Origin of the sequence: Pararhizobium sp. PWRC1-1, assembly GCF_049897905.1 — a bacterium.
Classification (GTDB): domain Bacteria; phylum Pseudomonadota; class Alphaproteobacteria; order Rhizobiales; family Rhizobiaceae; genus Pararhizobium.
In genome coordinates, this window is record NZ_JAFCXE010000003.1 from 396,554 (window position 1) to 420,863 (window position 24,310).

The window sequence follows — 24,310 nt, forward strand, 5'->3', positions numbered from 1 at the left end:
GAAAATCAAAAACCCCGGATCGGCTGATCCGGGGTTTTTCTTGGCCCGAACGTCCTTCATCCAGCTCCGCAGCGGCTAGACCATCCGCTGCATTTCCTCGCCGAGCCACTTGCGGAATTTCCGGGTCATGCGGTTTTCATGGCGCTGGAAGACGACGCGGTAGTGACCAAGATCCACCGGCCCGAAGCCCGGCAGAACCACCAGCCCACCGGACCGGATTTCACGCTCCGTCAAGAATGCCGGCGCAAGCACCATGCCCAGCCCCGCAGTCGCCGCATGCAGGGCGGCATCGTCGGTGTCGAACACATGCTGGATCTGTATGGCGCTGCGCTCGAGGCCAAGTGTCCGGGTCCACAGCGCCCAATCCCAATTGTCCACCGCACATTGCAGGGCTGGAACCTTCCCGAGATCGCCGGTCCCCTCATACCCGACCGCAGCCAGAAGCGCCGGCGATGCGACCGGACGGCTCATATCGGCGGCAAGCCACTCTCCCTCGACAGGGCTCGTGCCCGCACGATGATAGGAAATCGCAAGATCGCCGGAACCGAGGGAGATGCTGGAACCGGTTTTCGTTTCGACACGGACACGGGCGGCGGGATTGAGCGCCTTGAACCGCTCCAGCGCCGGGATCAGCCAGCGAACGGCGAGCGAGATCGAGACGCGAACGACAATTTCGTTCTGATCGCGGCTGAGCGCTTCGGCCGATCGGTCGATCGCAGCGATCGCAGCGGCGGCATCGTCGTGAAAGCGGCGTCCGGCATCCGTCAACTCGAGAAAATTGTGGCTCCGCTTGAACAGCGCCACGCCCAGCTCGCCCTCCAGCTTCTTGAGCTGATGGCTGACGGCGCTCGGCGTGACACCGATTTCTCCGGCAGCCTGGACGATACTGAGATGCCGTGCGGTGAGGACAAAAACCCGAACCGCATTCAGCGAGACACTACGCTTGTTCTGCATCGAAAATACTCATTCAGGGCTCAAAAATCGAATTTGCAATGTGGTGCGCCGATTTGGCAAGAGTTTCGATTGAAACCATTGAAAGTTATGGCCTTGCGGAAAAGTCTGTTGAACTCGAATGCCGAAGCCATGATCTGGGTCGTGCTCGGAACGGCATTATTTTCCTTGATCTTTGCCTCCGGCAAGTTCGGCGGGGACAGCATGTCCGTGCTGCAGATCCAGTTCCTGCGTTACATCAGCGGTTTTGCGACACTGCTTTGCGTGGTTGCCTGCAAACGGGACAGCTTGCGCGTCTATCGCAGCGCCCGGCCGTTTTCGCATGCGATGCGTGCCGCGTTCGGTGTCTCCGGCTGTTTTGCGCTGATCTATTCCTCCGCGGCGATGCCGATTGTCGATGCGACGGCGCTTGGCCTTCTCTATGTGGTTTTCATCATTCCGCTCGCCGTTCTCGTGCTGAAGGAAACCGTGACGAAGCAGCATATGCTCGGCATTACCCTCAGTTTCGCCGGCGCCGGTTTCATCATGATCTCGCGCGGCGCCTTCACCCAGTTCGAGCCCGCCTATCTCGTGCCCGCGGGCATTGCCGTTCTCGGTGCCGCCCTGCTGGCCATCGAAGGCCTGATGATCCGTGTCCTGTCGCATGCCGACCGGCCGCTGACGGTGCTGCTTTATGTCAACGGCTTCGGCATCCTGTTTCTGGCTCTGCCCGCCGTCCTGACGTGGAAGGAAGCGTCCCTCTCCGCCATGGGCCCGTTTCTGCTGCTCGGCCCCATCGCGGTGGCGGCGCAATATTGCGTCGTGCGCGGCTACCGGCTGGCCTCGCTGGCGATCGTCGGACCGGTCGATTATGCGTGGCTGGTCTTTGCCGCCGTTATCGGTTTCCTGTTTTTCAACGAAATTCCGACCACCGGCGTGCTGGCAGGCGCGGCAATCATCGCCATCGGCGGCGTGGTGCTTGCCGTGATCAAACCCGAGCCGGAAACCGCTGCGGCCGAGGATAGATAGCAGCGCACACATGCGCGGAATATTTGCGACAGCGCCCCGTCGCGGATATGCGCGCATGTCGGTTCGCCTGCTCCTACACTTGACCACCGCAACCGGATTCCCGCCATGTCGCAGCCCCTGCCGCAATCCGCAAGCACCGGCCAACCCACTGCCACCCATGGCGCGGCGCTGGTGCTCGGGTCCGCCATCGTCTGGAGTTTTGGCGGCACGCTCGCCCGCTTCCTGTCGATCGAAGATGGCTGGACGATCGTGTTCTGGCGTTCGCTGTTCGCCGCCATCTTCCTCATCTTCTTCATGCTATTGCGCGACGGGCCGCGCGGCACCGTCACGCTGTTTCGCCACATGGGTCTGCCGGGCATTGCGGTCGGCTTGTGCTTTGCCATCGCCTCGACCTCGTTCATCCTAGCGCTCGCCTATACCACCGTCGCCAACATCGTGCTGATCCAGGCCGGCGTGCCGCTGATTGCCGCGCTGATCGGCTGGATCGTTTTTCGCGAACGCGTCTCGCTTCTCACCTGGCTTGCCATCGCCGCCGTGATCGGCGGCGTCGCCATCATGGTGTCGGATTCCGTCGGCGGGACGGTCTCGCCGGTTGGCGATGCACTCGCCGTCCTGATCGCCTTCGTCTTCGCGCTCGCCACCGTCATCACCCGCCGATACGCGCATGTGCGCATGACGCCCGCCGCCTGCTTCGGCACCATCGTTGCCGGTACGGTCGCGGCCATCATGGCATCTGGCTTCAGCGTCACTTTGCCGGAACTCGGCATTCTCGCGACGTTCGGCGCTCTCAACTTCGGCCTCGGCCTGGCATTCTTCGTCACCGGCGCCCGGCTTATCCCGTCAGCACTCGCAGCCCTTCTCGGCACCGCCGAGACGATCCTTGCGCCACTTTGGGTCGCGCTCATCCATGGCGAGATCCCGAGCCTCAATACCATCCTCGGCGGAACGGTGGTGCTGGTTGCCTTGCTCACCTACCTCAGCGTCGAGATGTGGCGCCAAAGACGGGCGATCGGTTGAGCCAAAAACCTCGAAAATCGCAAGTTTTCTTGACATGACGGAGCAAAACATCGAAGTCCTCTCCTGAAGCCAAGGACAGGACCGCCATGACAGACGTTAAGCCGCAGGACGACAAGCCCCTTTTCGGGCGGCCATGGGTATTCATCCGCGGCGTGCCGTCGATGAAGTTCCTGCCGCCGGAAGGTCCGCTGGAGATCGCCTTTGCAGGTCGCTCCAATGTCGGCAAGTCGTCGCTGATCAACGGGCTGGTCGGCCAGAAAGGTTTGGCACGCACATCCAACACGCCGGGCCGTACCCAGGAGCTCAACTATTTCGTCCCGGACGGCTATTCCGGCCAACCCGGCGACCTGCCGCCGATGGCGCTGGTCGATATGCCCGGCTATGGTTATGCACAGGCGCCAAAGGAACATGTCGACGCCTGGACCAAGCTGGTCTTCGACTATCTGCGGGGCCGCTCGACGCTGAAGCGCGTTTACGTGCTGATCGACAGCCGTCATGGCATCAAGAAGAACGACGATGATGTGCTCGACCTGCTCGACAAGGCGGCCGTGTCCTATCAGGTCATCCTCACCAAGACCGACAAGATCAAGGACCCCGCCGTTCCCCGGCTGATTTCCGAAACGCTGGAAAAGATCAAGAAGCGGCCTGCGGCCTTTCCGGAAGTGCTGGCGACATCGTCCGAGAAGGGCTTGGGAATGGAAGAGTTGCGCGCCGCCATCCGGGTCGCCATCTCGACCTGACGCAAATCGGCTTCAGATTCTCATTTCAAGCATGCCATATGCGCAGCCGGCTGCGCGATTTTGCGCGGCAGGCTTTAATTGTAGCTGTCACACTACCCCGACATGACATGTGCTCTATGTTCACGCACGGGGCGGCCTTGCGGGCACCTCCAATGCGTTGAGCGTTCAAGGAGAAAACGACATGTCCGATCTGATTGTTGTGGGTTTTGACAGCACCGAAGAAGCCGACAAGGTGCTTCTGAAGCTGAACACGCTGAAGAAGGAATACCTGATCGACCTCGAGGATGCCGTCGTCGTCGTGCGCGACGAAACCGGCAAGGTCCACTTGAAGCAAAGCCTGAACCTGACGGCCATTGGTGCAACGTCGGGACTTCTCAGCGGCTCGCTTTGGGGTGGCCTGGTCGGCCTGTTGTTCCTCAATCCGCTTGCGGGCTTTGCCATCGGCGGCGCGATTGGTGCGGGCACCGGCGCTCTGTCGGGCTCGCTTGCCGATTACGGCATCGATGACGATTTCATCAAGTCGCTCGGTGAAACCATTCCCAACAATTCTTCGGCCCTCTTCGTGCTGGTGCGCAAGGTACAGCCGGAAAAGGTTCTGGCCGAGTTTTCCGGCCTGCGCGGCAAGGTGCTGAAGACCTCGCTGTCGCCCGACCAGGAAGCCAAGCTTCAGGCAGCGCTTTCCGGCGCGCAGCCGGCATCCCCGACGGCGGGCACCTTCTAAGAACGTTCAGGCAGCCGATGCGGGCAAAAACGTCATTGCCATCCCGTTGATACAATGGCGCATGCCGGTTGGCTGCGGACCGTCGTCGAAGATATGGCCGAGATGGCCGCCGCACCGGCTGCAGTGACATTCGGTGCGGGTCATGAACAGTGACATATCCTCTCGCTTGCCTACTGCATTCGGCAACGAGTCCCAGAAGCTTGGCCAGCCTGTGCCGCTGTCATATTTGGTTTCCGATGAATAGACTGGCAGATCGCAGCCGGCGCAATGGAAAGTACCCTTGCGCTTTTCGGTATTCAGCGCGCTGGTGAATGGCCGCTCCGTGTCCTCGTGGCGCAGGATCTGGTACTGCTCGCTGGTGAGGAGTGCCTTCCATTCTGCATCGGTTTTGGTCACTTCGAACGTTTCGGCCGCGATGGCTTCAGGTGTGATCCCGCGAAACGCCGCAGCCGCGGCAAGGGCAACTCCGGAAAGAAGAAAGAAGCGTCGGCTTGTCATGATACTCTCCCGTCTGCCGAATGGTGTCGGCAACGCCTGAAAGCTAGTGCGGCGGCCGCCCGACTGCAAAACAAATGCCGATCAATCCCGCGTGAGCAACAGCTTGTATACGAACCAAAAAGGCCACCGGTGAGTGAAAAACCGGTGGCCTTATGGCCGGAGAGGACTTGATCCCCGGCCCGGAGCCGAAAATGCGTTGAGGATGCATCCGGCCCCCAAACCACAAAGGTGTGGATCAGGACTTCGGCAACAGAACCTTGTCGATCACGTGGATAACGCCGTTAGACTGCTTGACGTCGGCAATGGTGACGGTGGCAACGCCGCCGGTTTCATCGGTCAGGGTGATCTTGCCGCCGTCGGCTTTTGCCTTGAGCACACAACCGCCAACCGTCTTCACATCATGGGTGCCGCCATCGTCCGCTACCATCTTGGAGATGGCGTCAGACAGTGCATTGGCAGCCACGACATGGCATGTCAGCACCTTCGTCAGCATGTCCTTGCTTTCAGGCTTCAGCAGCGTATCGACCGTACCGGCCGGCAGGGCTGCGAATGCTTCGTTGGTCGGTGCGAAAACCGTGAACGGACCCTTGCCCTGCAGCGTTTCGACGAGCCCGGCAGCCTTGACGGCGGCGACCAGGGTCGTGTGATCCTTGGAATTGACTGCATTCTCAACGATGTTCTTGTTTTCATACATTGGCGCGCCACCGACCATCGGATTTTCGGCGTGGGCTGCAAATGCGCCGGCGGCCAGTATCGAAGCGACGGTGACCGTGCGCAGCATGGAGTTGAACATTTCTATTCCTTCCTGTTGATCTCTCGGACCCGCGAAGGCGGGCCTCTCCCAATTTTTCTGGAACTCATGTTCTCTGCGCAGAGGACAAAACAAGGAACGGCAGGGTGTTCGAAAGAGTTTCAGGAAACTGTCGATTTATGCAAATATTTGATTTTCTAAGGTTTTGTGACAATCGTCTGGTTGGCGACAAAAAATGCTGCACTCTTTCAAGCGCAACATTGGGTAAGAAATATCTTACGATAAATGATGCGGGCCTATGGCAGCCGTGTCTTGCCAACGGCGACCACCGGCCCGGTGGCCGTTCCGGTCGGCGAGCCGCCGAAGGGCTCGACGCTGACCGCGAGCGTGACGCCTTCGCCGAACTTCGAGCGGAGTTCCGGCGGGATGATGATCTCGCCTTCGCCTGTCTGCGGCAGGATGCCCAGCGACTTGGCCGGATTGTCGCCCTCGATCAGCCAGAGTTCCAGCGATTTGGCTTCCGCCTGCTTTGCCGCGACCGGCGTGATTTTCAGCGCGCCGTTGGCGGCATCGTATTGTGCCAGGAGATTGATCGTTGTGCTGGCGTCGCCGGTCAGTTCGGCCACCAGCGGCTTCGTCTGACTGGCGGGCGTCAGAATACCGGTCGCAAAGGTCGCAACGGTGACAAGGCCCGCAACCGAGGCCAGCGTCAGCACACGCCACAGCGCCAGCGAATTCCACAACCCACCTTCGGCAACAACCGGCCTCGCCTGCTCGGCAAACAACCGGCGCTCGACGGCGACCAGCACCTGCGGCGGCGGTGCGATCGGCTCATAGTCATCGTCGAAAGAGGTGAGATTGCTCTGCCAGTGATTGACCATGGCCGCGAAGGCGCCATCGAGAACGATGCGCGCCTCGACCTTGCGGCGATCGTCGGCAGACAGAACACCCAGCACATACTCGCCCGCAATCACCTGGTCGCGGCGGGAATCTCCGCTTTCGGGGTTCTGTATGGTCATCGCTCCATGCACTCTCTGAGTTTCAACAGGCTGCGGCGCAGCCATGTTCGCATCGTGTTCAGCGGCGTGCCGAAAAGTTCGGCCAGTTCCTGGTAGCTCAGCCCCTCGACATAGGCCTTGCGCACGGCATCGGCGCGGTCTGCCTCGAGTTCGTTCATGCAATTGTCGATCCGGCGGCCCTCCGCCGTATTGATGGCGGTCTTCTCCGGGTCCGGCGCAGAATCTGCCAGATCATAGGCCTCGTCAATCGTGTTTGCCACCGGCTTTCTTGCCCGCAGATGATCGATCGCATGATTGCGCGCAATCGCCGAAAGCCAGGACATCGGATTGGTGTCGCCGCTGGCATAACGGTCCGCCCGTTGCCATATCTTGATGTAGATTTCCTGCAACGCTTCTTCCGCTTCCGTCCGGTCTCTCAAGATACGGACGCAAATGGCAAAAAGTTTCGGGCTGGTCTGGCGGTAGAGAGCGGAGAACGCCGCGCGGTCCCTGAGCGAGACCCGGCCGATCAGCGTGGAGATGTCGTTTGTGGTCATTGATACTCCGGTCCTCGCCCCGTCACTGGCGAACATAGGGCACAAGCCTGGGGATAAAAAGGGGAGCTGCACGAGATTAACCGGTTGCTGTGACCGATGTCACACCGGCTTTATCTTTGCCAAGGATCATTCCCTCCACCGGAAACTTGCGCTAAACAGCACCCGGCTAATTTCGAGGTATTTCCATGTCCGCATCCGAAAGCGAAATCCAGGCAAATCTTCTCGCCAAGGCACTGCCCTATATGCAGCGCTACGAGAACAAGACCATCGTCGTCAAATATGGCGGCCACGCCATGGGCAATGCCGAGCTCGGCAAGGCCTTTGCCGCGGATATCGCGCTGTTGAAACAGTCAGGCGTCAACCCGATCGTCGTGCATGGCGGCGGCCCGCAGATCGGCGCGATGCTGACCAAGATGGGCATCGAATCGAAATTCGAAGGCGGCCTGCGCGTCACCGACCAGAAGACCGTCGAGATCGTCGAGATGGTGCTGGCCGGCTCGATCAACAAGGAAATTGTCGCGCTGATCAACCAGACCGGCGAATGGGCAATCGGCCTTTGCGGCAAGGACGGCAACATGGTCTTCGCCCAGAAGGCCCGCAAGACCGTGATCGATCCCGACAGCAACATCGAACGCGTCCTCGATCTCGGCTTCGTCGGCGAGGTGACGGAAGTCGACCGCACCCTGCTCGACCTGCTTGCCAAATCGGAAATGATCCCGGTCATCGCCCCGGTTGCCCCCGGCCGCGACGGCGCCACCTACAACATCAACGCCGATACCTTTGCCGGCGCGATCGCCGGTGCGCTGAATGCCACCCGCCTGCTGTTCCTCACCGACGTTCCCGGCGTGCTCGACAAGAAGGGCGAACTGATCAAGGAACTCTCGGTCGCGGAAGCGCATGCGCTGATCAAGGACGGCACGATCTCCGGCGGCATGATCCCCAAGGTCGAAACCTGCATCGAAGCGCTTTCCCGCGGCGTCGAAGGGGTCGTCATTCTGAACGGCAAGACGGCGCACTCGGTGCTCTTGGAGATTTTCACTGAACACGGTGCGGGAACGCTGATCGTTCCGTGAGGCTGGCCCGCGCGGCAGGGGACCGTAAATAGCTCGGCTCTGGCCAAGCTTGGCCTATGGTTATACGTTCGGCAGGCACCGTCGTAATGGACCGCCACGGCTCTCTCTACTTCCGTCATTCCTGTGCCTGTCACAGGAATCCAGCCACGCGACGTCCGTCGCGTGAAAAGAGTCTTTCAGCGGCGCAGACGCGCCGCTACCGGATCCCCGCCACAAGGGCGAGGATGACGGGAAGTGTGAGGTTCGCCGCTCCAGAACCGCTAACCCCACGAGCGCTGGAAATCCAAGCGCGTCAGCCCCCCTGATAAACCCTCGTCGCCTCACCCTTCAGCCACTCGATCATCGCCCGATACGGTCCCGGCCCGTAGCTGATGCGCGCGACGCCAAGTCCGGCCAGCGTCTTCTTATCCATGCCCGGCTGCATCATGATGTTGACGGGCAGCGACACCGCCTCGCAAACCCGTCCGATCAGGTCCGGGTTCGACAATCCCGGCACGAAGAAACCGCTGGCGCCGGCCTGCGTATACGCTGCCGCCCGCTCGATCGCCTCATCCACCAGCGGCGCGTGCCGGACGGGATCGGAGAGTTTGAGGAAAAGATCGGTGCGGGCATTGATGAAGAAGGAGATGCCCTTTTCGTCTGCCTTGGCCCGGATCGCCTTCACCCGTGCAGCCTGCGCCTCGATCGTGTGCAGCCCGCTGCCGCCGACCACCTGATCCTCGAAATTGATGCCGACAGCACCGGTATCGATCACCCGGCCGACATTCTCGGCGGTCGCGTCAGGGTCTTCGGCATAGCCACCCTCGAAATCGATAGACACCGGCAGAACGGTCGCCGCCACAATGCTGCGCGCGATATCGATGAGGTGCAGCATCGGGATTTCCTGGCCATCGCCATAGCCATTGGCATCGGCCACCGACCAGCTTCCGGTCGCCAGCGCCTTAGCGCCGGATGCAGTCACGGCCTTCGCCGTGCCCGCATCCCAGATATTGTAGAGCACCACCGGATCGCCCTTGCGGTGCAGTTCCCTGAACGCCTTTGCCTTGTCGGTCTGGTTCATCGTCTTTCCTCCGAAAACAATCCTGTGGGCCTCATCCTGCCTTCATGCCGCAAAAGCCACTGCTTGCGCCAGAGCCCGCCGCCATATCCCGTCAGCGAACCGTCTGAACCAATGCAGCGGTGGCAGGGAATGACAATCGAAATCTGGTTGGCTCCATTGGCTTTGGCAACCGCTCGGACCGCCTTCATCGTATCCACTTCGCAGGCAATATCACCATAGGATCGTGTCTCGCCCGGCGGAATATGCTGCAGCTTCGCCCAGACCTGCCGCTCGAACGCCGTCCCGTTGAGAGCCAGCGGCGTCTTGAACACGCCTACCTTGCCGGTGAAGTAATCCGAAAGCTCGGTCTCGATCTGCGCGATCGGCGGTGTTTTTCCGGGAGCGACCGAAGAGCGCGTCTGGCGCTTCAGCTTTTCCATCTCGGCCGGCAGTCCCTTGCGGTCATGGAATTCAAGCAGATGCAGGCGTGTCTCGTCGGCTACCGCGACCATCGGCCCGAGCGGCGTTTCCATCCAATCGGCATAAAGCAGCGAGCGCCCCTGCGACATTGCCGGTGCTCCGCCGATCAGCCGTGCGAAGGCGGCGCGAAAGCCGCTTGGCGATTCGTAGCCCGCCTCCATTTGCGCATCGATGACGCGGCCGCCTTCGGCCAGATGCCGCGCCGCCGCCCCGAGCCTGCGATGCCTGGCGAGATCGAGGAAGGTGATGCCGAGATGACGCTTGAAGGCGCGGCGCACGGTGGATGGATCATAGCCGCGCCGGATCAGATCGGTCTCCGTCCAGCGCCGTTCCGGGTCGGCGTCGAGCGCCTGCATCAGGCCGTCAACGATCGCGTCCTTGCCGCCAGCCGTTTCCAGCGGGCGGCAGCGCAGGCAGGGCCGGAAACCCGCCTCCAGGCAGGTGCCAATCGAATCGGTGAAAATCGTGTTCTCGCGCCTAGGCTTTCGCGCCGGGCACGAGAGGCGGCAGAAGATGCCGGTGGTCTTGACGCAGACGAAGGCCGAACCTTCATAGTCGGTGCTGCGCGACAGGAGCGCATCGTAGAGGGTGTCTTCAGGGGGGAGATCGAAAAGCATGATCCCTTTTACCACCGGAACATTTTACGCGCCGCCGAAAATCGGGCGCCTATTTTTAAAGGATCAGCAGCATCACCACGCCGAGCACGATCAGCAGGCAGCCGAGGACCTCCAGCCTGTTGATCCATTCGCGGAAGATGAACACCGCGGAGGCAAAGGTGAACAGCATTTCCACCTGTGCCACCACCTTGACGATCGCTGCCTGCTGCAGCGTCATCGCCATGAACCAGCCGAAGGAGGCCGACGCGCCCGCAAAGCCGACCAAAAGGCCCGGCCGCCAGGCCTTGATTACGCGTTTCAACTCGTCCGGCTCGCGGGTCAGGATCCAGACCAGCATCGTCACGGTCTGCAACAAGATGACGAAGCCCAGCGTAAAACTCGCCTGCATGACGAAATCCGGCTGCGGCAGGCTGGGGGCCAGCGCCAGCGAGGCCGACCGGTAGGAGACGCCCGAGAGGCCGAAGAACGTGCCCGACAAAAGCCCTATCCCAGCGGTGCGGGTAAACACCGAGGTCACCAGCGATTTGACGCTGAGCGGCGTACGCGCCACCGAAATGATCATCACGCCAACGACGGAGATGGCAATGGCGACCAGCGTTCCCCGGCTTGCCGCCTCGCCGAGAAAGATCAGCGCGAACAAGGCCGCCTGCGCCGGTTCGGTGCGCGAATAGGCCGTTCCGACCGCAAAGTTGCGGAAGGAGAACAGGTGCACGAGCAGGAAGGTCGCAACGATCTGCGACAGCCCGCCGATGACAGCCCAGAGGAAGAAATGCGCGTCGGGAACCGGCAGCGGCCGGTCAAAGCCGCGCCAGAGGACCGCCAGATAAAGCAGCGCGAACGGCACGCCGTAACCGAAGCGCACGAAGGTCGCCCCGGTCGTGCCCATCACGCCCTTCAGGTGTTTTTGCATGGCGGAGCGGATGTTCTGCAAAAACGCCGCTACGATGGTGATGACGATCCAGGTTTGCATCTTTGCGGGCTAACATGCGGGCATGGCCATTGCCAGTCCGGCGGGGCGCAAAAGAGGTTTCAGACCGACTTTTCCTGGGCCTCCGGCGGCACCGCAGTCTGGCGGAATGTTAGCGGCGGGGCCTCCTCCTCGGTCTTCTTCACCCGCTGGTCGTAATCCGGCGAAACGGTGCCGAGCACGCGATCCCAGAAGGAGAAATAGTTGCCGTAATTGTAGCGGAAGCCCGAATGGTGCTGGTCATGGAATGTGGTGCACAGCATCGGCGACGGATAGCGCGCCGTCGAGGAGGCGAAATACTCGAACCCGCAATGGCCGAACATGCCGTTGAAGTGTTCGAACACCCTTTGCCCGATCAGGATTGCCGGCGGAAACGGCACGACGAAGACGATGACGGCGGTAAAACCCTGCAGCAGGAAATTGTCGAGAACATCCTCGGAATAGGTGCTCCAGACGGTCGGCGCGAGGCTCTTGTGATGCAGCGCATGCAGCGGATAGAGCCACTTGGTATGCAACAGCCGGTGCATGAAATAAAACCAGGTATCATAGAGGAACATGATCAGCAGGAAGAGCGGCAGCGCCGTCCACCAGCTGAAGTCCCAGGGCGTCAGCGCCCAGCCCTTCTCCTGTACGTAGAGGCCGATGGTGAGCGGCAGGCAGGCGCTGAACATCGAGGCCAGGCTCTGGCGGATTTCCGCGTTGCGGCGCTTGCCGGAGCCGCGGCCCTTTTGAATTTTCCGCTCCGGGTTACGATCGTTGACGAAGGTCACGGCAAAGCCAAAGGCAAAATATGTAACGACCGATGCGGCATAAAAGCCAAGCAGAAACAGACTGTAGAAGAGTTCGTCCGACATCGCCATTGCAGCTCCCGGGCCAAAACCGCCCGGGCGGGAACGTGCCATACCGTTTTGACAATTCAAAGGAGAAATGCGAGCGGAGCTTAGAAAGCCCATTTCCTCGCCACATTCGCCATGGCATAACGCGGCCATGACCCAGCTCGACCGCCTGCCGACCAAAGCCGATTTCGCCCATGTCACCGACTGGGTGTTCGATCTCGACAACACGCTCTATCCGCATCACGTCAATCTGTTCTCGCAGATCGACCGCAACATGACGGCCTATGTCGCAGCGCTTTTGACGCTGGATGCGGTGGCCGCCAAAACGTTGCAGAAGGAATATTACCGCGATCACGGCACCACCCTGCAGGGCCTGATGATCCATCACGGCATCGATCCCAACGACTTCCTGCAGAAGGCGCATGCGATCGACTATTCCGTCGTTCCGGCCGATCCGGCGCTCGGCGAAGCCATCAAGGCGCTGCCGGGCCGCAAGTTCATCTTCACCAATGGCAGCGTTAAGCATGCGGAGATGACAGCGCGGGCGCTGGGGATTCTCGATCATTTCGACGACATTTTCGATATTGTCGCCGCCGAGTATGTGCCGAAGCCCGCCGGCGATACCTATCATAAGTTCATGAGCCTGCACCGGGTCGATACCAAGCATGCCGCCATGTTCGAGGACCTGCCGCGTAATCTGGTGGTTCCGAAGACGCTCGGCATGAAGACGGTTCTCCTGGTGCCGCGCAATTTCGAATACGAGTTTGCCGAAGCCTGGGAAAAGACCGAGGATGGCGATGCGCAGGTCGATTACGTCACCGAAGACCTGACGGGCTTCCTCAACCGGCTCTTGTCAGAAGGTTGACGCCGCGGATCGACACACATTTTCGACACGGAAAAACCTGTTTCTTGTCAAAGGCTTACATTACAAAACTTTAACTGGTCATCTCGGCCGGGTTGGCTATCCTTTCCTCAGAGACTTGGTTCACGGAAAGGACTTTAACATGCGAAAGAACACCCTCATTCTCGGAGCCGTCGCCGCCAGCCTCGCACTCACCGGCTTTGTTGCCCCCACATTCGCCGCCCGGCAGAAGCCAACGCCGGAGCAGCGGGCCGAATGGACGGTCAAGCGCTTCGATACAAACGGCGACAACAAGGTCTCGCTGGACGAGGTTCATGCCCGCACCGCAGAAGCCTTCAAGGCTTTCGATGCCGACGGCAACGGCCAGGTCACCCGCGATGAAATCAAGGCGCAGCGCAAGGCCCATGGCCAGGAATGGCGGGCTGCGAAGGAAAAGACCGGCGCAGACAAGACTGCCGCGATGGAAAAGCTCCGCGAGACACGCCCGGCCATGCTGCCCGGCATGCGCCATAAGGGCTTCAAGCGCGCCGATACCGACAAGAACGGTTCGCTGAGCCTGACTGAGGTGACAGCGCGGGCTGACCAAATGTTCAAGCGCCGCGACACCAATGGCGACGGCGTCATCGACGCCTCCGACTTTACCAAGACCAAGAAAATCTGATTGCTATACCTCCCGGTCGACGAATGCCGGGGCGTTCAGACTGCTGACAAACCCTGAAGCCGATATTTGACGAAAGCGGTACCCCACTCTCCGTCATCCTCGCCCTCGTGGCGGGGATCCAACGACCCGACGTCTGTCGGGTCAAAAGACGTTTTCAGCTCAAGGACTTGGGCTGGCTGGATGTCCGCCACGAGGGCGAGCATGGCGGAGGAAATTAAGTGCCCGCATGTTCAATACAGAACTCAGGCCCCCTCCCCCTTGTGGGGAGGGTTGGGGAGGGTCTTTCCTTTCTAAACTACCGCCCCGCCGTTCACGGTGCAAACTGGATCGCACGCCGGAAGTGCGGATAGCTCCAGTCGAGCGCCAGCATCACCACCAGCGAGAGACCGACCAGCGGGAAGAGAATGCCGCCGATCGCCAGCAGTGCGATCAGGCCGCGAAACACCCGCTTGTCCGAAGGCATTGGCGGCACGCCGAGCGCGCCCTTCGGCCGGCGCTTCCACCACATGATCGCAGCCGAAACCGCCAAGAGCACGATGGCAATGCACGCAGCAAGCAGCACCAGCTGGTTCGCCAGCCCGAACTGCTGCCCCATATGGACGTTGATGCCCCATTCCAGCGCCTTGCCGAGCGGACCGTAATCCGCATAGCTCATGTCGATCAGCGGCTTGCCGCTATACTGGTCGAGATGCACCACTCGCTGCTGAGACACGTCGTCGGGATAGACGGAACCGGTATAAACCCCTTGCGGCTTCATCGGCATATTCACCGCATAGCCGTGACGCAGTCCAAGCCCGTCGAAGATGGCGACAGCCTGATCGAGGCCGATTGCCGCTCTGCCCTCGCCTGTGGACTGCGGCACCTGTGCCTGCTCCAGCGACCATGTCGTCTTGGCGACATGATCAAGAGGCTCGCCGGACATCGGCACGGCAGTGCGCACGCCGGCCGGATAGCCGAAATTACTGCCGTTTGCCCATTCGTTGACTTTTTCGCCCCAGACGCCGGACCAGGGCATGCCGGTCACCGCCAGGAAGACGATGAAGAAGCCGACGAAAATGCCGCTGACCGCATGGGTATCCCGCCAGAACACCCGCCGTTTCGGCGTGCCGCGCACGCTTAAGACCCCGCCCGTCTGGGTGCGCGGCCACCAGAGATAGATGCCGGTGGCAACCAGAAGCACCGACCAGCCCGCAGCGATCTCGATCAGCGACCGCGCAAACGAGCCGAAATACTTCAGGCTGTGCAGGGTGCGGATGGTCCACATGATGGTGCCACGATCGGGCAGCGCTCCCAGTACCTTGCCGTCATAGGGATTGACGTAAACCGCCAGTTTGCCCTCCACCGGCGTATTGACGGTGATCTCGACGGAATCCACTGGCGAAGGCGGGTCGGTATATTTGACGGCCTTGCCGGGATAGGCGGCAAGTGCGGCTGCGACCATCGCCGACGGTGCGACCGTGACAACATTCTCCTGAACCTCGACGCGCTTCAGATCGGCGTAAACAAAACCATCGATCTCGTCGCGGAACAGGTAGAGCGCGCCGGTGACGGCCAGCGTGATCAGAAAGGGCAGGACCAGAAGGCCCGCATAGAAATGCCAGCGCCAGACGGCGCGGTAAAGATCGGACGGCGAACGCACCACAACAGCGGCGTCCACGCGACCGATGGTGAAATCGGACATGGGTCTCTCCAGATGAGCAAAAATGGCGGCCGTCGCCTGGCGAACGGCTCTGATTCATGACGTCATGCGGAGATGGACGGGGGAGCTCTGGCTTCAGCGAAGAAACTGCGCAGGTCAACCCGGGGCACAGGCTTTGCGGGAAAATAGATTTCAGCCACAACGCTGAGGACAGGAGAAACGATATCGACCGAGCGGCCGGGCAAGGCGGGCGTGTAGCCCGCTGCAAGCTGACAGAGCGTGGCGCACAGGTCGTGGGCAGCCTTGGCTGGCCCGCCGTCAGGCAAGGTCTGCTGCAGCCCGTTCTCATGGGCGATGCAGAGTATATTGAATGGATCGACGGCAGCGCTTGCCATCGTTCCATGGGCAACACCGGAGAGAAGCCCCTGCATCAAAAGCATGGCAGCGAACAGCACGGCAATCGCGCCGGCCGACACTCTATCTCTCAAGACAAGCCGCAGGGTTTTCATCACGGCTCATTGCCACAGCCGCGACGGCCTGTCACTGCGACACAACGCCGGTTGCGGAAATTTGCTGAGGCGTTCAAACGCTCATCGTTGCTGGACTGATCAGCGAAACTCCGACCGGCCGTCGTCTTAATGACGCCGTTTGGCGCCTGTCAGCTTGACCTCGCCCTCATCCTCGCCGTCCCAGTAATGCGCCCTAACGGCGCTGACCTTGATCAAGACCAGACCTTTGGTGTCGACGCCGTCCTTGAACCAGTCGTCGAGATCCTTCGTCCAGTGTTCCTTGAAGGCCGCCTTGTCCTTGATGACATCAGCCTCGCCTTCGACCGCCACCATGAAGGCCTTTTTGCCCTGGAAGGAAAGACCAACCTTCGGGTTGCGCTTGATGTCGTCGACCATGCGCGATTTTTCCCAGGTAAAATAATAGGAATCGCCGTCGTATTCGACCTCGCCATTGTTGCTCATCGGCCGGCCAGCGATGGCGCCGCCATCGGTATGGGTCGACAGCATGGCAATGTCGATATCGGCCATTTTCTTGGCAATTTCCGAAAGGGTCTTTGAAGGCATGATCGTCTCCCGCGTCAATGAATGACGGAAGAACGCAGCCCGCGCCGATTGGTTCAGACGCGGGCTGGAGAAGATGGGATAGTGATATCTACCGTTCGCCGGAGGCCATTGGCACCGTTGCCGGATCGACCGTCTCGTAGAATTTCGCGATGATCTCCCAGGCCTCGTCGGCGGTTTCGACGAACTGGAGGAGATCGAGATCGTTGGGCGCGATGGTGCCGAAATCGGCCAGCGCCTCGAAATTGATGACGCTGCGCCAGAACTTCTCGCCGAACAGGATCAGCGGCACCAGAGCCATGCGGCCCGTCTGCATCAGCGTGATCGTCTCGAACAGTTCGTCAAATGTGCCAAAGCCGCCCGGAAACACCACGACGGCCTTGGCCCGCAAAAGAAAGTGCATCTTGCGGATGGCGAAGTAATGGAAGTTGAAGGACAGTTCCGGCGTCACATAGCGATTGGGTGCCTGTTCGTGCGGCAAAACGATGTTCAGCCCGATCGACGGCGCGCCGATGTCGTCGGCACCGCGATTGCCCGCTTCCATCACCCCCGGCCCGCCGCCGGTGGTCACCACATACTCCTTGTATCCGGACTCGGCCGAATGCTGAGAGCAGAGACGGGCGAATTTGCGTGCCTCCTCATAATAGACCGAGGCGGCGGTCAGGTTCTGGCGCTGGGTCTCGTTCTTTGCCGCCCAGGCATCGCCGCCGGGCTCGGGAATGCGGGCACCGCCGAACATCACCACTGTCGAATTGATGCCCCGCTCGGCCATGATCATTTCAGGCTTCAGCAGTTCCAGCTGCAGCCGCATGGGACGCAGCTCTTCGCGGGCCATGAAATCATCATCCGTATAGGCGAGCCTGTAGGAGGGTGACATCGATTGTGGTGTCTGCGGAACGCCTGCCGCGCGCTGGCGGGTCTGCTGGCTATCGACCAAAGGGTCCCAGACCCCGTCCTTGCGCCGCAGATTCCGCTTCTTCATTCTTGCCATGTCAAACTTTCCTGCCGCAAACCGACAGCAAATCATCGCTGCCGGATGCTCCTTCCAACATCCCGGTCGCTACGGATCAAATCACCCGTGCCCATTCCGGGACATACACCTTCATCCAGCCCCGACCGCAACCGAAAACCACTTCAATTTTTCGGGATCATGCACTAGAGCAGATTACGATAGACGCCGAAGTTTAAGGAATTCCGATGACGACCCATGATCTCGCCTCCCTGTCGCAGACCATCGACACCGCTTTCGACAATCGCGATAGCGTCACCATCAACACCAAGGGCGAGATCCGCGATGCGGTCGATACAGCCCTTGATCTGCTCGACGGCGGCAAGGTGCGCGTCGCCGAACGTGGCGCTGACGGTAACTGGACCGTCAATCAATGGCTGAAGAAAGCCGTTCTCCTGTCGTTCAGGCTGAATGACATGGAGGTCGTCAAGGGCGGCTCGGGCCAGTCCACCTGGTGGGACAAGGTTCCCTCGAAATTCGAAGGCTGGGGCGAAAACCAGTTCCGCGAAGCCGGTTTCCGCGCTGTGCCGAACGCGATCGTTCGCCGCTCCGCCTATATCGCTCCCAACGCCATCCTGATGCCGTCCTTCGTCAATCTCGGCGCTTATGTCGGCGAGGGCACCATGGTCGACACCTGGGCGACGGTCGGTTCCTGCGCCCAGATCGGCAAGCATGTTCATCTCTCCGGCGGCGTCGGCATCGGCGGCGTGCTGGAGCCGATGCAGGCCGGCCCGACGATAATCGAGGACAATTGCTTCATCGGCGCCCGCTCCGAAGTGGTCGAAGGTTGCATCGTTCGTGAAGGCTCGGTTCTCGGCATGGGCGTGTTCATCGGCAAGTCGACCAAGATCGTCGATCGCGCCACCGGCGAAGTCACCTATGGCGAAGTGCCGCCCTATTCCGTCGTCGTTGCCGGCTCGATGGGTTCCGGCGCTGTCATGCCGAACGGCGTGGTCGCCCCGAACCTCTATTGCGCCGTCATCGTCAAGCGCGTCGATGAAAAGACCCGCTCGAAGACCGGCATCAACGAACTTCTGCGGGACTGATCCATCATGCGCACGGAGGGGCAGCAGAGCATGTCCTGGCTGTTCTTCAGCCCCTCCGGCCGCGTCAGCCGCCTGCCCTATTTTCTCGGCTGGCTATTTTGGGGCGCAGTCAGCGGCTTCGTGCTATCCCGCGTCTTCGCTCATCAGGGTAACGACATTCCGCTGGCACTGTGGACCCTGATCCTCGTCGTCACGGCGCTTGTCTCCACCGCGTCGATCGCGCTGATGACCATCAAGCGGCTGCACGATATCGGCTATCCCGGCCACCTCGCCATCTGCCTGTTCATCCCGGTGCTTAGCCCCGTCCTCTTCCTTGCGCTCTGCCTTTGGCCGGGCACCGAGGGGCCAAACGAATACGGCCGCTGAATAGCGGTGAAAGCCGGCTGCCGGGAGGGCGCCGCCTATTGCTGCGGCATCTGGAAGGTGAAACAGGTCTCTTCCTCTGTCGAGGTCACCTGAAGTTTTCCCTTGTGCGCCTTGGCGATTTCCGAGGCGATATAGAGCCCGAGACCGAGCCCTTGCAGGTTTGCCTTGGCCGAAGCGCGCACGAACGGCTTGAACAGGTCCTTGACCACCGCCTCCGGGATCGGTTCGCCGGCATTGGTCACCGTCAGCTCAAAACGGCCACCCGACATCACCGAGCGCACCCGGATCGGCGCCTCCGGATCACCATGTCTCAGCGCATTGGCCAAAAGGTTGGACAGCAACTGCCCAACTCGGCCCTCGTCGCAACGCACCATCGCCTCCGTCAGATCCGCCTCGATCCGCTGGCCCGGATTGGCCATCCTCAACTCGGCGATTACCTGTTCCAGAACAGGCCGGAGCGGTACCCGGTCCGCCTGTTCGATGGAAATGCCGCCGCCTAGCCGGCCGCGGGCAAAATCGAGCACGTTATCAATCAGCCCCGACATCCGCGAAATGCTGTTTTGCATCAACCCGAGCACCGTCTTGCTTTTGTCGTCTGTCACCGAGCGCTGCAGCATGCGGGTGCCGGCATCAAGCGATGCCAGCGGATTGCGCAGATCGTGGCCGAGCACGGCGATGAACTGTTCGCGCAACTCGCTGCCCTGCCGCTCCTGGTCGATCCGCTCATGCGCGTCGAGATGGAAGGCAATCAGGTTGGCAAACAGCTGGAACATCCCAGTGATTTCCGGCGTATTCAGTTTGCGCGGCACCGTATCGATGGCGCAGAGCGTGCCGAAAAAGGAGCCGTCGGCGAGCGTGATCGGCACCGAGATGTAACTCTGCAATCCATAAACTGCCGGTGTATGATGATCACAATAGGTCGGGTCCTCGGCGACATTGTCGATGATGACAGGCTGACGGTGATCGCGGATCTCGTTGCAGATCGTCGTCTCGATCTTCAGCTCGCCGCCCGGCTCCAGCCCGAAAGCCAGATTGTCCTGCACACCGCAGGCGATCCACCGGTCGGCGGTAACCCGCGCCACCGCCGCAAAGCGCATGCCGGTCGTCCTGCAGACCACATCGAGAATGGTCGGCACGGCGCTGATTTGCGCGATAGCCTCAACCGCGGCGGCGGGATTGTCGTTCACTGCGTTACTTTCGATACAAGGCGTGTGCACAGCATTTACTTCTTTCTCGGCGGAATGTAGCTCAGATGCAAGTCTGATGATGGTAGCGACACCGTAAACGGCGCCGCTGCGGCATCATGCCTTCGGTTCGAACGGCTGTGGCCGCCGGGCTGCTCCCTGCCGCTCCAGCATCCAGCCGGGATATTCCGGCGGCAGCGCACTAACATTGTCGAGCTTGGCCAGATCGTCGGCATCGAGCCTCAGCTTCACCGCCTTCAGGTTTTCATCCAGTTGCTCCACCCGCTTGGCGCCGATGATGACGCTGGTGACGAAGGGCTTGGCCAGGATGAAGGCGAGCGCCACTTCGGCGACGCTGGCACCGTGTTTTTCCGCAACCTCGCGCATGGCGGCAACGCAGGCCCAGGCCCGGTCCTTATCGACCGGCGGAAAATCGAAGCTTGCCCGGCGGCCTTCGCCATTGCCCGGTGCGCCCGGACCATACTTGCCCGACAGCAGCCCGCCGGCGAGCGGCGACCAGACCATCAGCCCCATCTTTTCCTCGTTGAGCAGCGGCACGATATCCCGCTCCAGATCACGGCCGGCGATCGAATAATAGGCCTGCAACGTCTCGAACCGGGCAAAACCCTTGCGCTCGGAAACACCTAGAGCCTTGGCAATCCGCCATGCCTGCCAGTTGGACATGCCGACATAGCGGACCAGTCCGCCCGAGACCAGATCGTCCAGTGCCCGCAGCGTCTCGTCGATCGGCGTCACCGTATCGGTTCCGTGGATCTGGTAGAGATCGATATGATCCATCTGCAGCCGGTCGAGGCTTTCCTCGACCGAGTCCATGATGTGGCCGCGCGAGGCGCCGCGATCGTTCGGGCCGTTGCCCATCTGGCCAAAGACCTTGGTGGCGATCACCACATCCTTGCGCTCGACACCGAGATTGATCAGCGACTGCCCGAGCAGCCGTTCCGATTCACCGGCAGAATAAACATCGGCCGTATCGATGAAATTGACGCCGGCGGCCAGAGACCGCTCGACGATGCGGTCGGCCGCATCCTGATCAACACCGGCGATGCCGCCCCAGAAGGCGCCTTCCGCCGATCCGAAAGTCATTGTTCCCAGGCAGATTTCCGAAACGAACAGGCCGGTATTGCCAAGCTGATTATAACGCATGGGGTGCTCCATAGTTCTCTTGAAATTAAGGGTACGGAAGGGCCCGGCAGCGCGGGCAATGCTTGTGAGGGACGTAGGGCGCAACGGCTGCGTTGCCACCCTGGGGACTTTCGAACGCCGCTCTGCGCGTCCAAAATGGTTTTGCTATTCGGCCGCGACCTGCGTGCGCAACATCGACACATCGCGCAGCGGCGACTGGCCATAGAAACGGGTATACTCCAGTCCGAACTGCGACGGGCTCTGATAACCGACGGTATGCCCGGCCATCCCGGCGTCCATGTTGTCGACCAGCATCAGCCGGCGCGCCTCGTTGAGCCTGAGCTGCTTTTGATACTGCATCGGCGTCATCGCCGCGACCGCCTTGAAATGATGATGCAGCGACGAAACGCTCATGCCGCAATGCTCCGCCAGATCCTCGATCCGCAGGGGCCGGACATAGTGTTCACGCAGCCAGGCGATCGCCTTGGCGACCCGGTTCCCCGGGCTGTCGGCCGTGGCAATCTGGATCAACCGTGGCCCGTAAGGCCCCGTCAGAAGACGATAGAGAATTTCCTGTTCGACAAGGGGAGCCACGCCTGCAATGTCGTTCGGAGTATCAAGGAGCTTCAGGTACCGGAGTGTCGCGTCCACAAGGGCTGGCGATGCCTTGTGGACGACAAGACCCCGCATACCATCGGCCGTGGCCGCGACAGACGGGACGGCGATCCGCTGCAGCACCTCGCGCAGCCGGTCTGGGTTGATCACCATGCCAAGCCCCAGATGCGGCGCCTGCGGACTGGCGACGCTGACCCGGGAGATAACCGGCAGGTCAAACGACACCACGACACAATCGCCAACCCCGTAATGATAGACATCCTGCCCGAGCGTCACACTTTTCTGGCCTTGGGCAATGAGCGCGAAAGCCGGGCGGTGTGCCAGATGAACAGGGTTGGTCGGCGCGGTCTGGCGACCCAGCAGCAGGTTGTCTATCGCGGTCTCGAACATGCCTGTTCCCGGCGTGTGCCGCGCAATGATCTCAGCGATTTCACCGAAGCGTTCTGTCTGGTTCTGCATGGAGCGGAAACGATACCCTGATGTTCGACTGATCCGACGCTACTCCGGAATATCGGACCGGGAAATGCCTACTCTTTCACATTTGCAGGATCGCATAGAAATCTCGGAGTATCGTTGTAACGCTATAGCCCTTGCCTGCCGCATGCTTGGCTCATCGGATCAGCAAGTCCGAAGAATCAAGGAAATCGCCATGACCAGATTGACCGGAAAAACCGCCGTCGTCACCGGCGCTGCCAATGGACCGGCGGCCCGGATCGCAGCCCGGCTTGCCGCTGAAGGCGCAGCCGTTGTCATCAATGATGTCGCCGATAGCGACGGTGCATCCCGCCTTGCCGCCGGGATCGTCCGGCGCGGTGGCCGGGCTGTCGCCGTCGAGGGCGATGTCTCGAAGGCGCAGGATGTGAAACGCATTTTTCGGGCGACGATCGAGATATTCGGCCGGCCTGACATCGTCGTCAACAATGCCGGCATCGTCCGGGTCGATCCGCAACAGGCGGAAGCAGACGCCAACCGGACCTTTGCCGTCAATGTCTTCGGCACGTTCCTGATGTGCCAGGAAGCGGCCCGCCAGTTCGCCGGCAAGGGCGGCATCATCATCAATATGAGCGCCATGGCCAATGCTGCCCCGCAGGCTGGAGCGCCGGATGCGGAAACGCAGTCCACCATCAAAAGCGCCATCGACATGCTGACACTTGGCCTTGCCCGCGAATTCGCCGAGCGCGGCATCCGCGTCGTCTCGATCGATCCGGCCGGTTTCGATGCGGAAAACCTGTGCAGCCCCAATCTTCTCGAAAAGACCGCACGCCGCATTCCCGCACTAAGGTCGCTGCGCCGGGGCCGCCTGCCCGGAGCCGGCACGCAAGCCGCCTCCGACGATATCGCCTTCATCCGCAACGAGCTGGTGGCATCCGCCGGCTGGCGGGGGTGGTGAGGAGCAGCCAGCCTATAAAGGCTATCGGCACCGGGTTTCTCCAAAAGCCGTCGCAGCTTAAATAGGGATGGTCTGCTCCGAAACGGCATTCTTAAGCGATGGCTACGATCTCAAGTTCGTGATCACCGGTGCCGACGACATCGCCGACAGCCTTGCCCGTCAGAAGCCGTGCCACCGGTGAGACGTAGGAAATTGATCCGGCCTTGGGATCCGCTTCGTCCTCGCCGACAATGCGGTAAGTCTGCACACGTCCGTCGTTACGGCTGAAGGTCACCGTGCTGCCGAAGGAGACTTTGTCGATCGACGCTGGGGCGGGGATAACTTCGGCCGTATGAACCCGTGCCGCAAAATAGCGCGTATCGCGCAACGGGCTTGCCGCCTGCCGCCGCCGTTCATTGACGTCCTCGATCGTACTCGTGGCCTCGTAGGCTGCGCGGGCTTGGCTGAGCTCCAACTCCAGTGCCTTCAATCCAGCCTCCGTCACACGGTTCGGATGCGAGGAAATCGGCCGATCGGGCAAATGGGTTTCCGCAGCCGTTTCAGCACTGTCATCCTTGGCAAAGGCAACACTCAATCTCAAAACTCCATCTCGGCACGATGCGCTCCTGCAGAAGCACGGGGCAACTGCCGCGTGTTTGTCAGGACCGTCTGTCGAAAGACAAGGGACTGTCCGCCGATATTGTACCATCAGCAGCCGGCGCTGCTCGCGTCTTATCATATTTCCAAGGATAACCGGCAGGAATACGCTAGGCGGCCACCTCCGCCCGTCTTCCTCGCCCTTGTGGCGGGGATTCAGCCGCGGCGCGTCTGCGCTGTGAAAAGACTCAACCCGGCTCAAAGCGGTTTTCTCACCGCGCCGACGCGTGGTGGCTGGATGCCTGTGACATTCCTCGGGTCGAGCCCGAGGACCGCATGACGGAGGAATTGGGTAGCCTGGCCACGCCAGAAAATCCTCAACCGGACGTAAAAAATCATCCCCGCAAATCCCCGCCCTCAAAACCCGTGCCATACTCTTTGCGTCCCACCACGGATACACCGGTTTGCGTTGCCGGCGAGGTGGGGCCGGTGCCCG

Annotated in this window: 27 protein-coding genes; 10 read left to right on the forward strand and 17 right to left on the reverse strand. The window is 60.9% G+C overall.

What is annotated here, in order from left to right; all coding sequences use genetic code 11:
• Positions 1-75: 75 nt before the first annotated feature.
• Positions 76-954, reverse strand: coding sequence for a LysR substrate-binding domain-containing protein (locus ACP7E0_RS07835; protein WP_426124073.1), 879 nt, complete (start codon positions 952-954; stop codon positions 76-78).
• Between the two features lie 108 nt (positions 955-1,062).
• Here ACP7E0_RS07835 and ACP7E0_RS07840 point away from each other — a divergent pair, with 108 nt between their 5' ends.
• From ACP7E0_RS07840 to ACP7E0_RS07855, 4 genes are all read left to right on the forward strand, one after another.
• Positions 1,063-1,959 carry a DMT family transporter gene (locus tag ACP7E0_RS07840; protein WP_426124074.1) on the forward strand — a complete coding sequence of 299 codons (897 nt, stop codon included), beginning with the start codon at positions 1,063-1,065 and terminating at the stop codon, positions 1,957-1,959.
• Positions 1,960-2,064: 105 nt separating this feature from the next.
• Positions 2,065-2,976, forward strand: a complete 912-nt coding sequence (locus ACP7E0_RS07845; RefSeq protein WP_426124075.1) for a DMT family transporter — start codon at positions 2,065-2,067, stop codon at positions 2,974-2,976.
• A gap of 86 nt (positions 2,977-3,062) precedes the next feature.
• Positions 3,063-3,716, forward strand: a complete 654-nt coding sequence (gene yihA, locus ACP7E0_RS07850) for a ribosome biogenesis GTP-binding protein YihA/YsxC (protein ID WP_426124076.1) — start codon at positions 3,063-3,065, stop codon at positions 3,714-3,716.
• A 181-nt stretch (positions 3,717-3,897) separates the two neighbouring features.
• Positions 3,898-4,437 (forward strand): DUF1269 domain-containing protein, encoded by a 540-nt coding sequence (locus tag ACP7E0_RS07855; protein ID WP_426124077.1) that lies wholly within the window; start codon positions 3,898-3,900, stop codon positions 4,435-4,437.
• Positions 4,438-4,443: 6 nt separating this feature from the next.
• On the opposite strand, the gene msrB is transcribed toward ACP7E0_RS07855, so the two are convergent.
• The 4 genes from msrB to ACP7E0_RS07875 all read right to left on the reverse strand — a co-directional run bounded on the left by msrB (position 4,444) and on the right by ACP7E0_RS07875 (position 7,241).
• Positions 4,444-4,935 (reverse strand): peptide-methionine (R)-S-oxide reductase MsrB, encoded by a 492-nt coding sequence (gene msrB, locus ACP7E0_RS07860; RefSeq protein WP_426124078.1) that lies wholly within the window; start codon positions 4,933-4,935, stop codon positions 4,444-4,446.
• Between the two features lie 235 nt (positions 4,936-5,170).
• Positions 5,171-5,728 carry a fasciclin domain-containing protein gene (locus tag ACP7E0_RS07865; RefSeq protein ID WP_426124079.1) on the reverse strand — a complete coding sequence of 186 codons (558 nt, stop codon included), beginning with the start codon at positions 5,726-5,728 and terminating at the stop codon, positions 5,171-5,173.
• Positions 5,729-5,982: 254 nt separating this feature from the next.
• Positions 5,983-6,705: an anti-sigma factor gene (locus ACP7E0_RS07870; protein WP_426124081.1), complete on the reverse strand. Its 723-nt coding sequence runs from the start codon at positions 6,703-6,705 to the stop codon at positions 5,983-5,985.
• On the reverse strand, positions 6,702-7,241 hold the full coding sequence (locus tag ACP7E0_RS07875; protein ID WP_426124082.1) for a sigma-70 family RNA polymerase sigma factor: 540 nt from the start codon (positions 7,239-7,241) through the stop codon (positions 6,702-6,704). Before ACP7E0_RS07875 ends, ACP7E0_RS07870 begins: the two co-directional genes overlap by 4 nt.
• A gap of 185 nt (positions 7,242-7,426) precedes the next feature.
• Between ACP7E0_RS07875 and argB the strand changes: the two genes are divergently transcribed.
• Positions 7,427-8,314 carry an acetylglutamate kinase gene (gene argB, locus ACP7E0_RS07880; protein ID WP_426124084.1) on the forward strand — a complete coding sequence of 296 codons (888 nt, stop codon included), beginning with the start codon at positions 7,427-7,429 and terminating at the stop codon, positions 8,312-8,314.
• A 292-nt stretch (positions 8,315-8,606) separates the two neighbouring features.
• Here the strand turns inward: argB and ACP7E0_RS07885 are convergent, their stop codons facing one another.
• Genes ACP7E0_RS07885 through ACP7E0_RS07900 form a run of 4 tightly spaced genes read right to left on the reverse strand, consistent with a single transcriptional unit; the run spans position 8,607 to position 12,277 of the window.
• Positions 8,607-9,374: an isocitrate lyase/PEP mutase family protein gene (locus ACP7E0_RS07885; RefSeq protein ID WP_426124085.1), complete on the reverse strand. Its 768-nt coding sequence runs from the start codon at positions 9,372-9,374 to the stop codon at positions 8,607-8,609.
• Positions 9,371-10,450 carry a bifunctional transcriptional activator/DNA repair enzyme AdaA gene (locus ACP7E0_RS07890; protein WP_426124086.1) on the reverse strand — a complete coding sequence of 360 codons (1,080 nt, stop codon included), beginning with the start codon at positions 10,448-10,450 and terminating at the stop codon, positions 9,371-9,373. The genes ACP7E0_RS07885 and ACP7E0_RS07890 overlap by 4 nt, the downstream gene beginning before the upstream one ends.
• 55 nt (positions 10,451-10,505) lie before the next feature.
• Positions 10,506-11,420 carry an EamA family transporter gene (locus tag ACP7E0_RS07895; protein ID WP_426124087.1) on the reverse strand — a complete coding sequence of 305 codons (915 nt, stop codon included), beginning with the start codon at positions 11,418-11,420 and terminating at the stop codon, positions 10,506-10,508.
• Between the two features lie 59 nt (positions 11,421-11,479).
• Positions 11,480-12,277: a sterol desaturase family protein gene (locus ACP7E0_RS07900; protein ID WP_426124088.1), complete on the reverse strand. Its 798-nt coding sequence runs from the start codon at positions 12,275-12,277 to the stop codon at positions 11,480-11,482.
• A 127-nt stretch (positions 12,278-12,404) separates the two neighbouring features.
• On the opposite strand from ACP7E0_RS07900, the gene ACP7E0_RS07905 reads away from it, so the two are divergent.
• Both ACP7E0_RS07905 and ACP7E0_RS07910 read left to right on the forward strand, forming a co-directional pair.
• On the forward strand, positions 12,405-13,118 hold the full coding sequence (locus ACP7E0_RS07905; RefSeq protein ID WP_426124089.1) for a pyrimidine 5'-nucleotidase: 714 nt from the start codon (positions 12,405-12,407) through the stop codon (positions 13,116-13,118).
• A gap of 139 nt (positions 13,119-13,257) precedes the next feature.
• Complete coding sequence (locus ACP7E0_RS07910) at positions 13,258-13,776, forward strand: EF-hand domain-containing protein (protein WP_426124090.1); 519 nt, start codon at positions 13,258-13,260, stop codon at positions 13,774-13,776.
• 310 nt (positions 13,777-14,086) lie between these two features.
• Here the strand turns inward: ACP7E0_RS07910 and ACP7E0_RS07915 are convergent, their stop codons facing one another.
• The 4 genes from ACP7E0_RS07915 to ACP7E0_RS07930 all read right to left on the reverse strand — a co-directional run bounded on the left by ACP7E0_RS07915 (position 14,087) and on the right by ACP7E0_RS07930 (position 17,476).
• On the reverse strand, positions 14,087-15,457 hold the full coding sequence (locus ACP7E0_RS07915) for a PepSY-associated TM helix domain-containing protein (RefSeq protein ID WP_426124092.1): 1,371 nt from the start codon (positions 15,455-15,457) through the stop codon (positions 14,087-14,089).
• Between the two features lie 62 nt (positions 15,458-15,519).
• Complete coding sequence (locus ACP7E0_RS07920) at positions 15,520-15,924, reverse strand: hypothetical protein (protein ID WP_426124094.1); 405 nt, start codon at positions 15,922-15,924, stop codon at positions 15,520-15,522.
• Between the two features lie 126 nt (positions 15,925-16,050).
• Positions 16,051-16,488: a pyridoxamine 5'-phosphate oxidase family protein gene (locus ACP7E0_RS07925; protein WP_426124095.1), complete on the reverse strand. Its 438-nt coding sequence runs from the start codon at positions 16,486-16,488 to the stop codon at positions 16,051-16,053.
• 88 nt (positions 16,489-16,576) lie between these two features.
• On the reverse strand, positions 16,577-17,476 hold the full coding sequence (locus ACP7E0_RS07930; protein WP_426124097.1) for an LOG family protein: 900 nt from the start codon (positions 17,474-17,476) through the stop codon (positions 16,577-16,579).
• A 206-nt stretch (positions 17,477-17,682) separates the two neighbouring features.
• Between ACP7E0_RS07930 and dapD the strand changes: the two genes are divergently transcribed.
• Entirely contained in the window at positions 17,683-18,540 is an 858-nt protein-coding gene (gene dapD, locus ACP7E0_RS07935; protein ID WP_426124098.1) for a 2,3,4,5-tetrahydropyridine-2,6-dicarboxylate N-succinyltransferase, read from the forward strand.
• 6 nt (positions 18,541-18,546) lie between these two features.
• Positions 18,547-18,906, forward strand: a complete 360-nt coding sequence (locus ACP7E0_RS07940; RefSeq protein ID WP_426124099.1) for a DUF805 domain-containing protein — start codon at positions 18,547-18,549, stop codon at positions 18,904-18,906.
• 35 nt (positions 18,907-18,941) lie between these two features.
• On the opposite strand, the gene ACP7E0_RS07945 is transcribed toward ACP7E0_RS07940, so the two are convergent.
• The 3 genes from ACP7E0_RS07945 to ACP7E0_RS07955 all read right to left on the reverse strand — a co-directional run bounded on the left by ACP7E0_RS07945 (position 18,942) and on the right by ACP7E0_RS07955 (position 22,307).
• Complete coding sequence (locus ACP7E0_RS07945) at positions 18,942-20,093, reverse strand: GAF domain-containing sensor histidine kinase (protein ID WP_426124100.1); 1,152 nt, start codon at positions 20,091-20,093, stop codon at positions 18,942-18,944.
• 114 nt (positions 20,094-20,207) lie between these two features.
• Positions 20,208-21,254 carry an aldo/keto reductase gene (locus ACP7E0_RS07950; protein WP_426124102.1) on the reverse strand — a complete coding sequence of 349 codons (1,047 nt, stop codon included), beginning with the start codon at positions 21,252-21,254 and terminating at the stop codon, positions 20,208-20,210.
• A 144-nt stretch (positions 21,255-21,398) separates the two neighbouring features.
• The gene (locus tag ACP7E0_RS07955; protein WP_426124103.1) at positions 21,399-22,307 is read right to left on the reverse strand and encodes an AraC family transcriptional regulator; all 909 of its coding nucleotides are present in this window, start codon (positions 22,305-22,307) and stop codon (positions 21,399-21,401) included.
• Between the two features lie 190 nt (positions 22,308-22,497).
• On the opposite strand from ACP7E0_RS07955, the gene ACP7E0_RS07960 reads away from it, so the two are divergent.
• On the forward strand, positions 22,498-23,238 hold the full coding sequence (locus ACP7E0_RS07960; RefSeq protein ID WP_426124105.1) for an SDR family NAD(P)-dependent oxidoreductase: 741 nt from the start codon (positions 22,498-22,500) through the stop codon (positions 23,236-23,238).
• Positions 23,239-23,329: 91 nt separating this feature from the next.
• On the opposite strand, the gene greA is transcribed toward ACP7E0_RS07960, so the two are convergent.
• Complete coding sequence (gene greA / locus ACP7E0_RS07965) at positions 23,330-23,812, reverse strand: transcription elongation factor GreA (protein ID WP_426124106.1); 483 nt, start codon at positions 23,810-23,812, stop codon at positions 23,330-23,332.
• Positions 23,813-24,310: the final 498 nt, after the last annotated feature.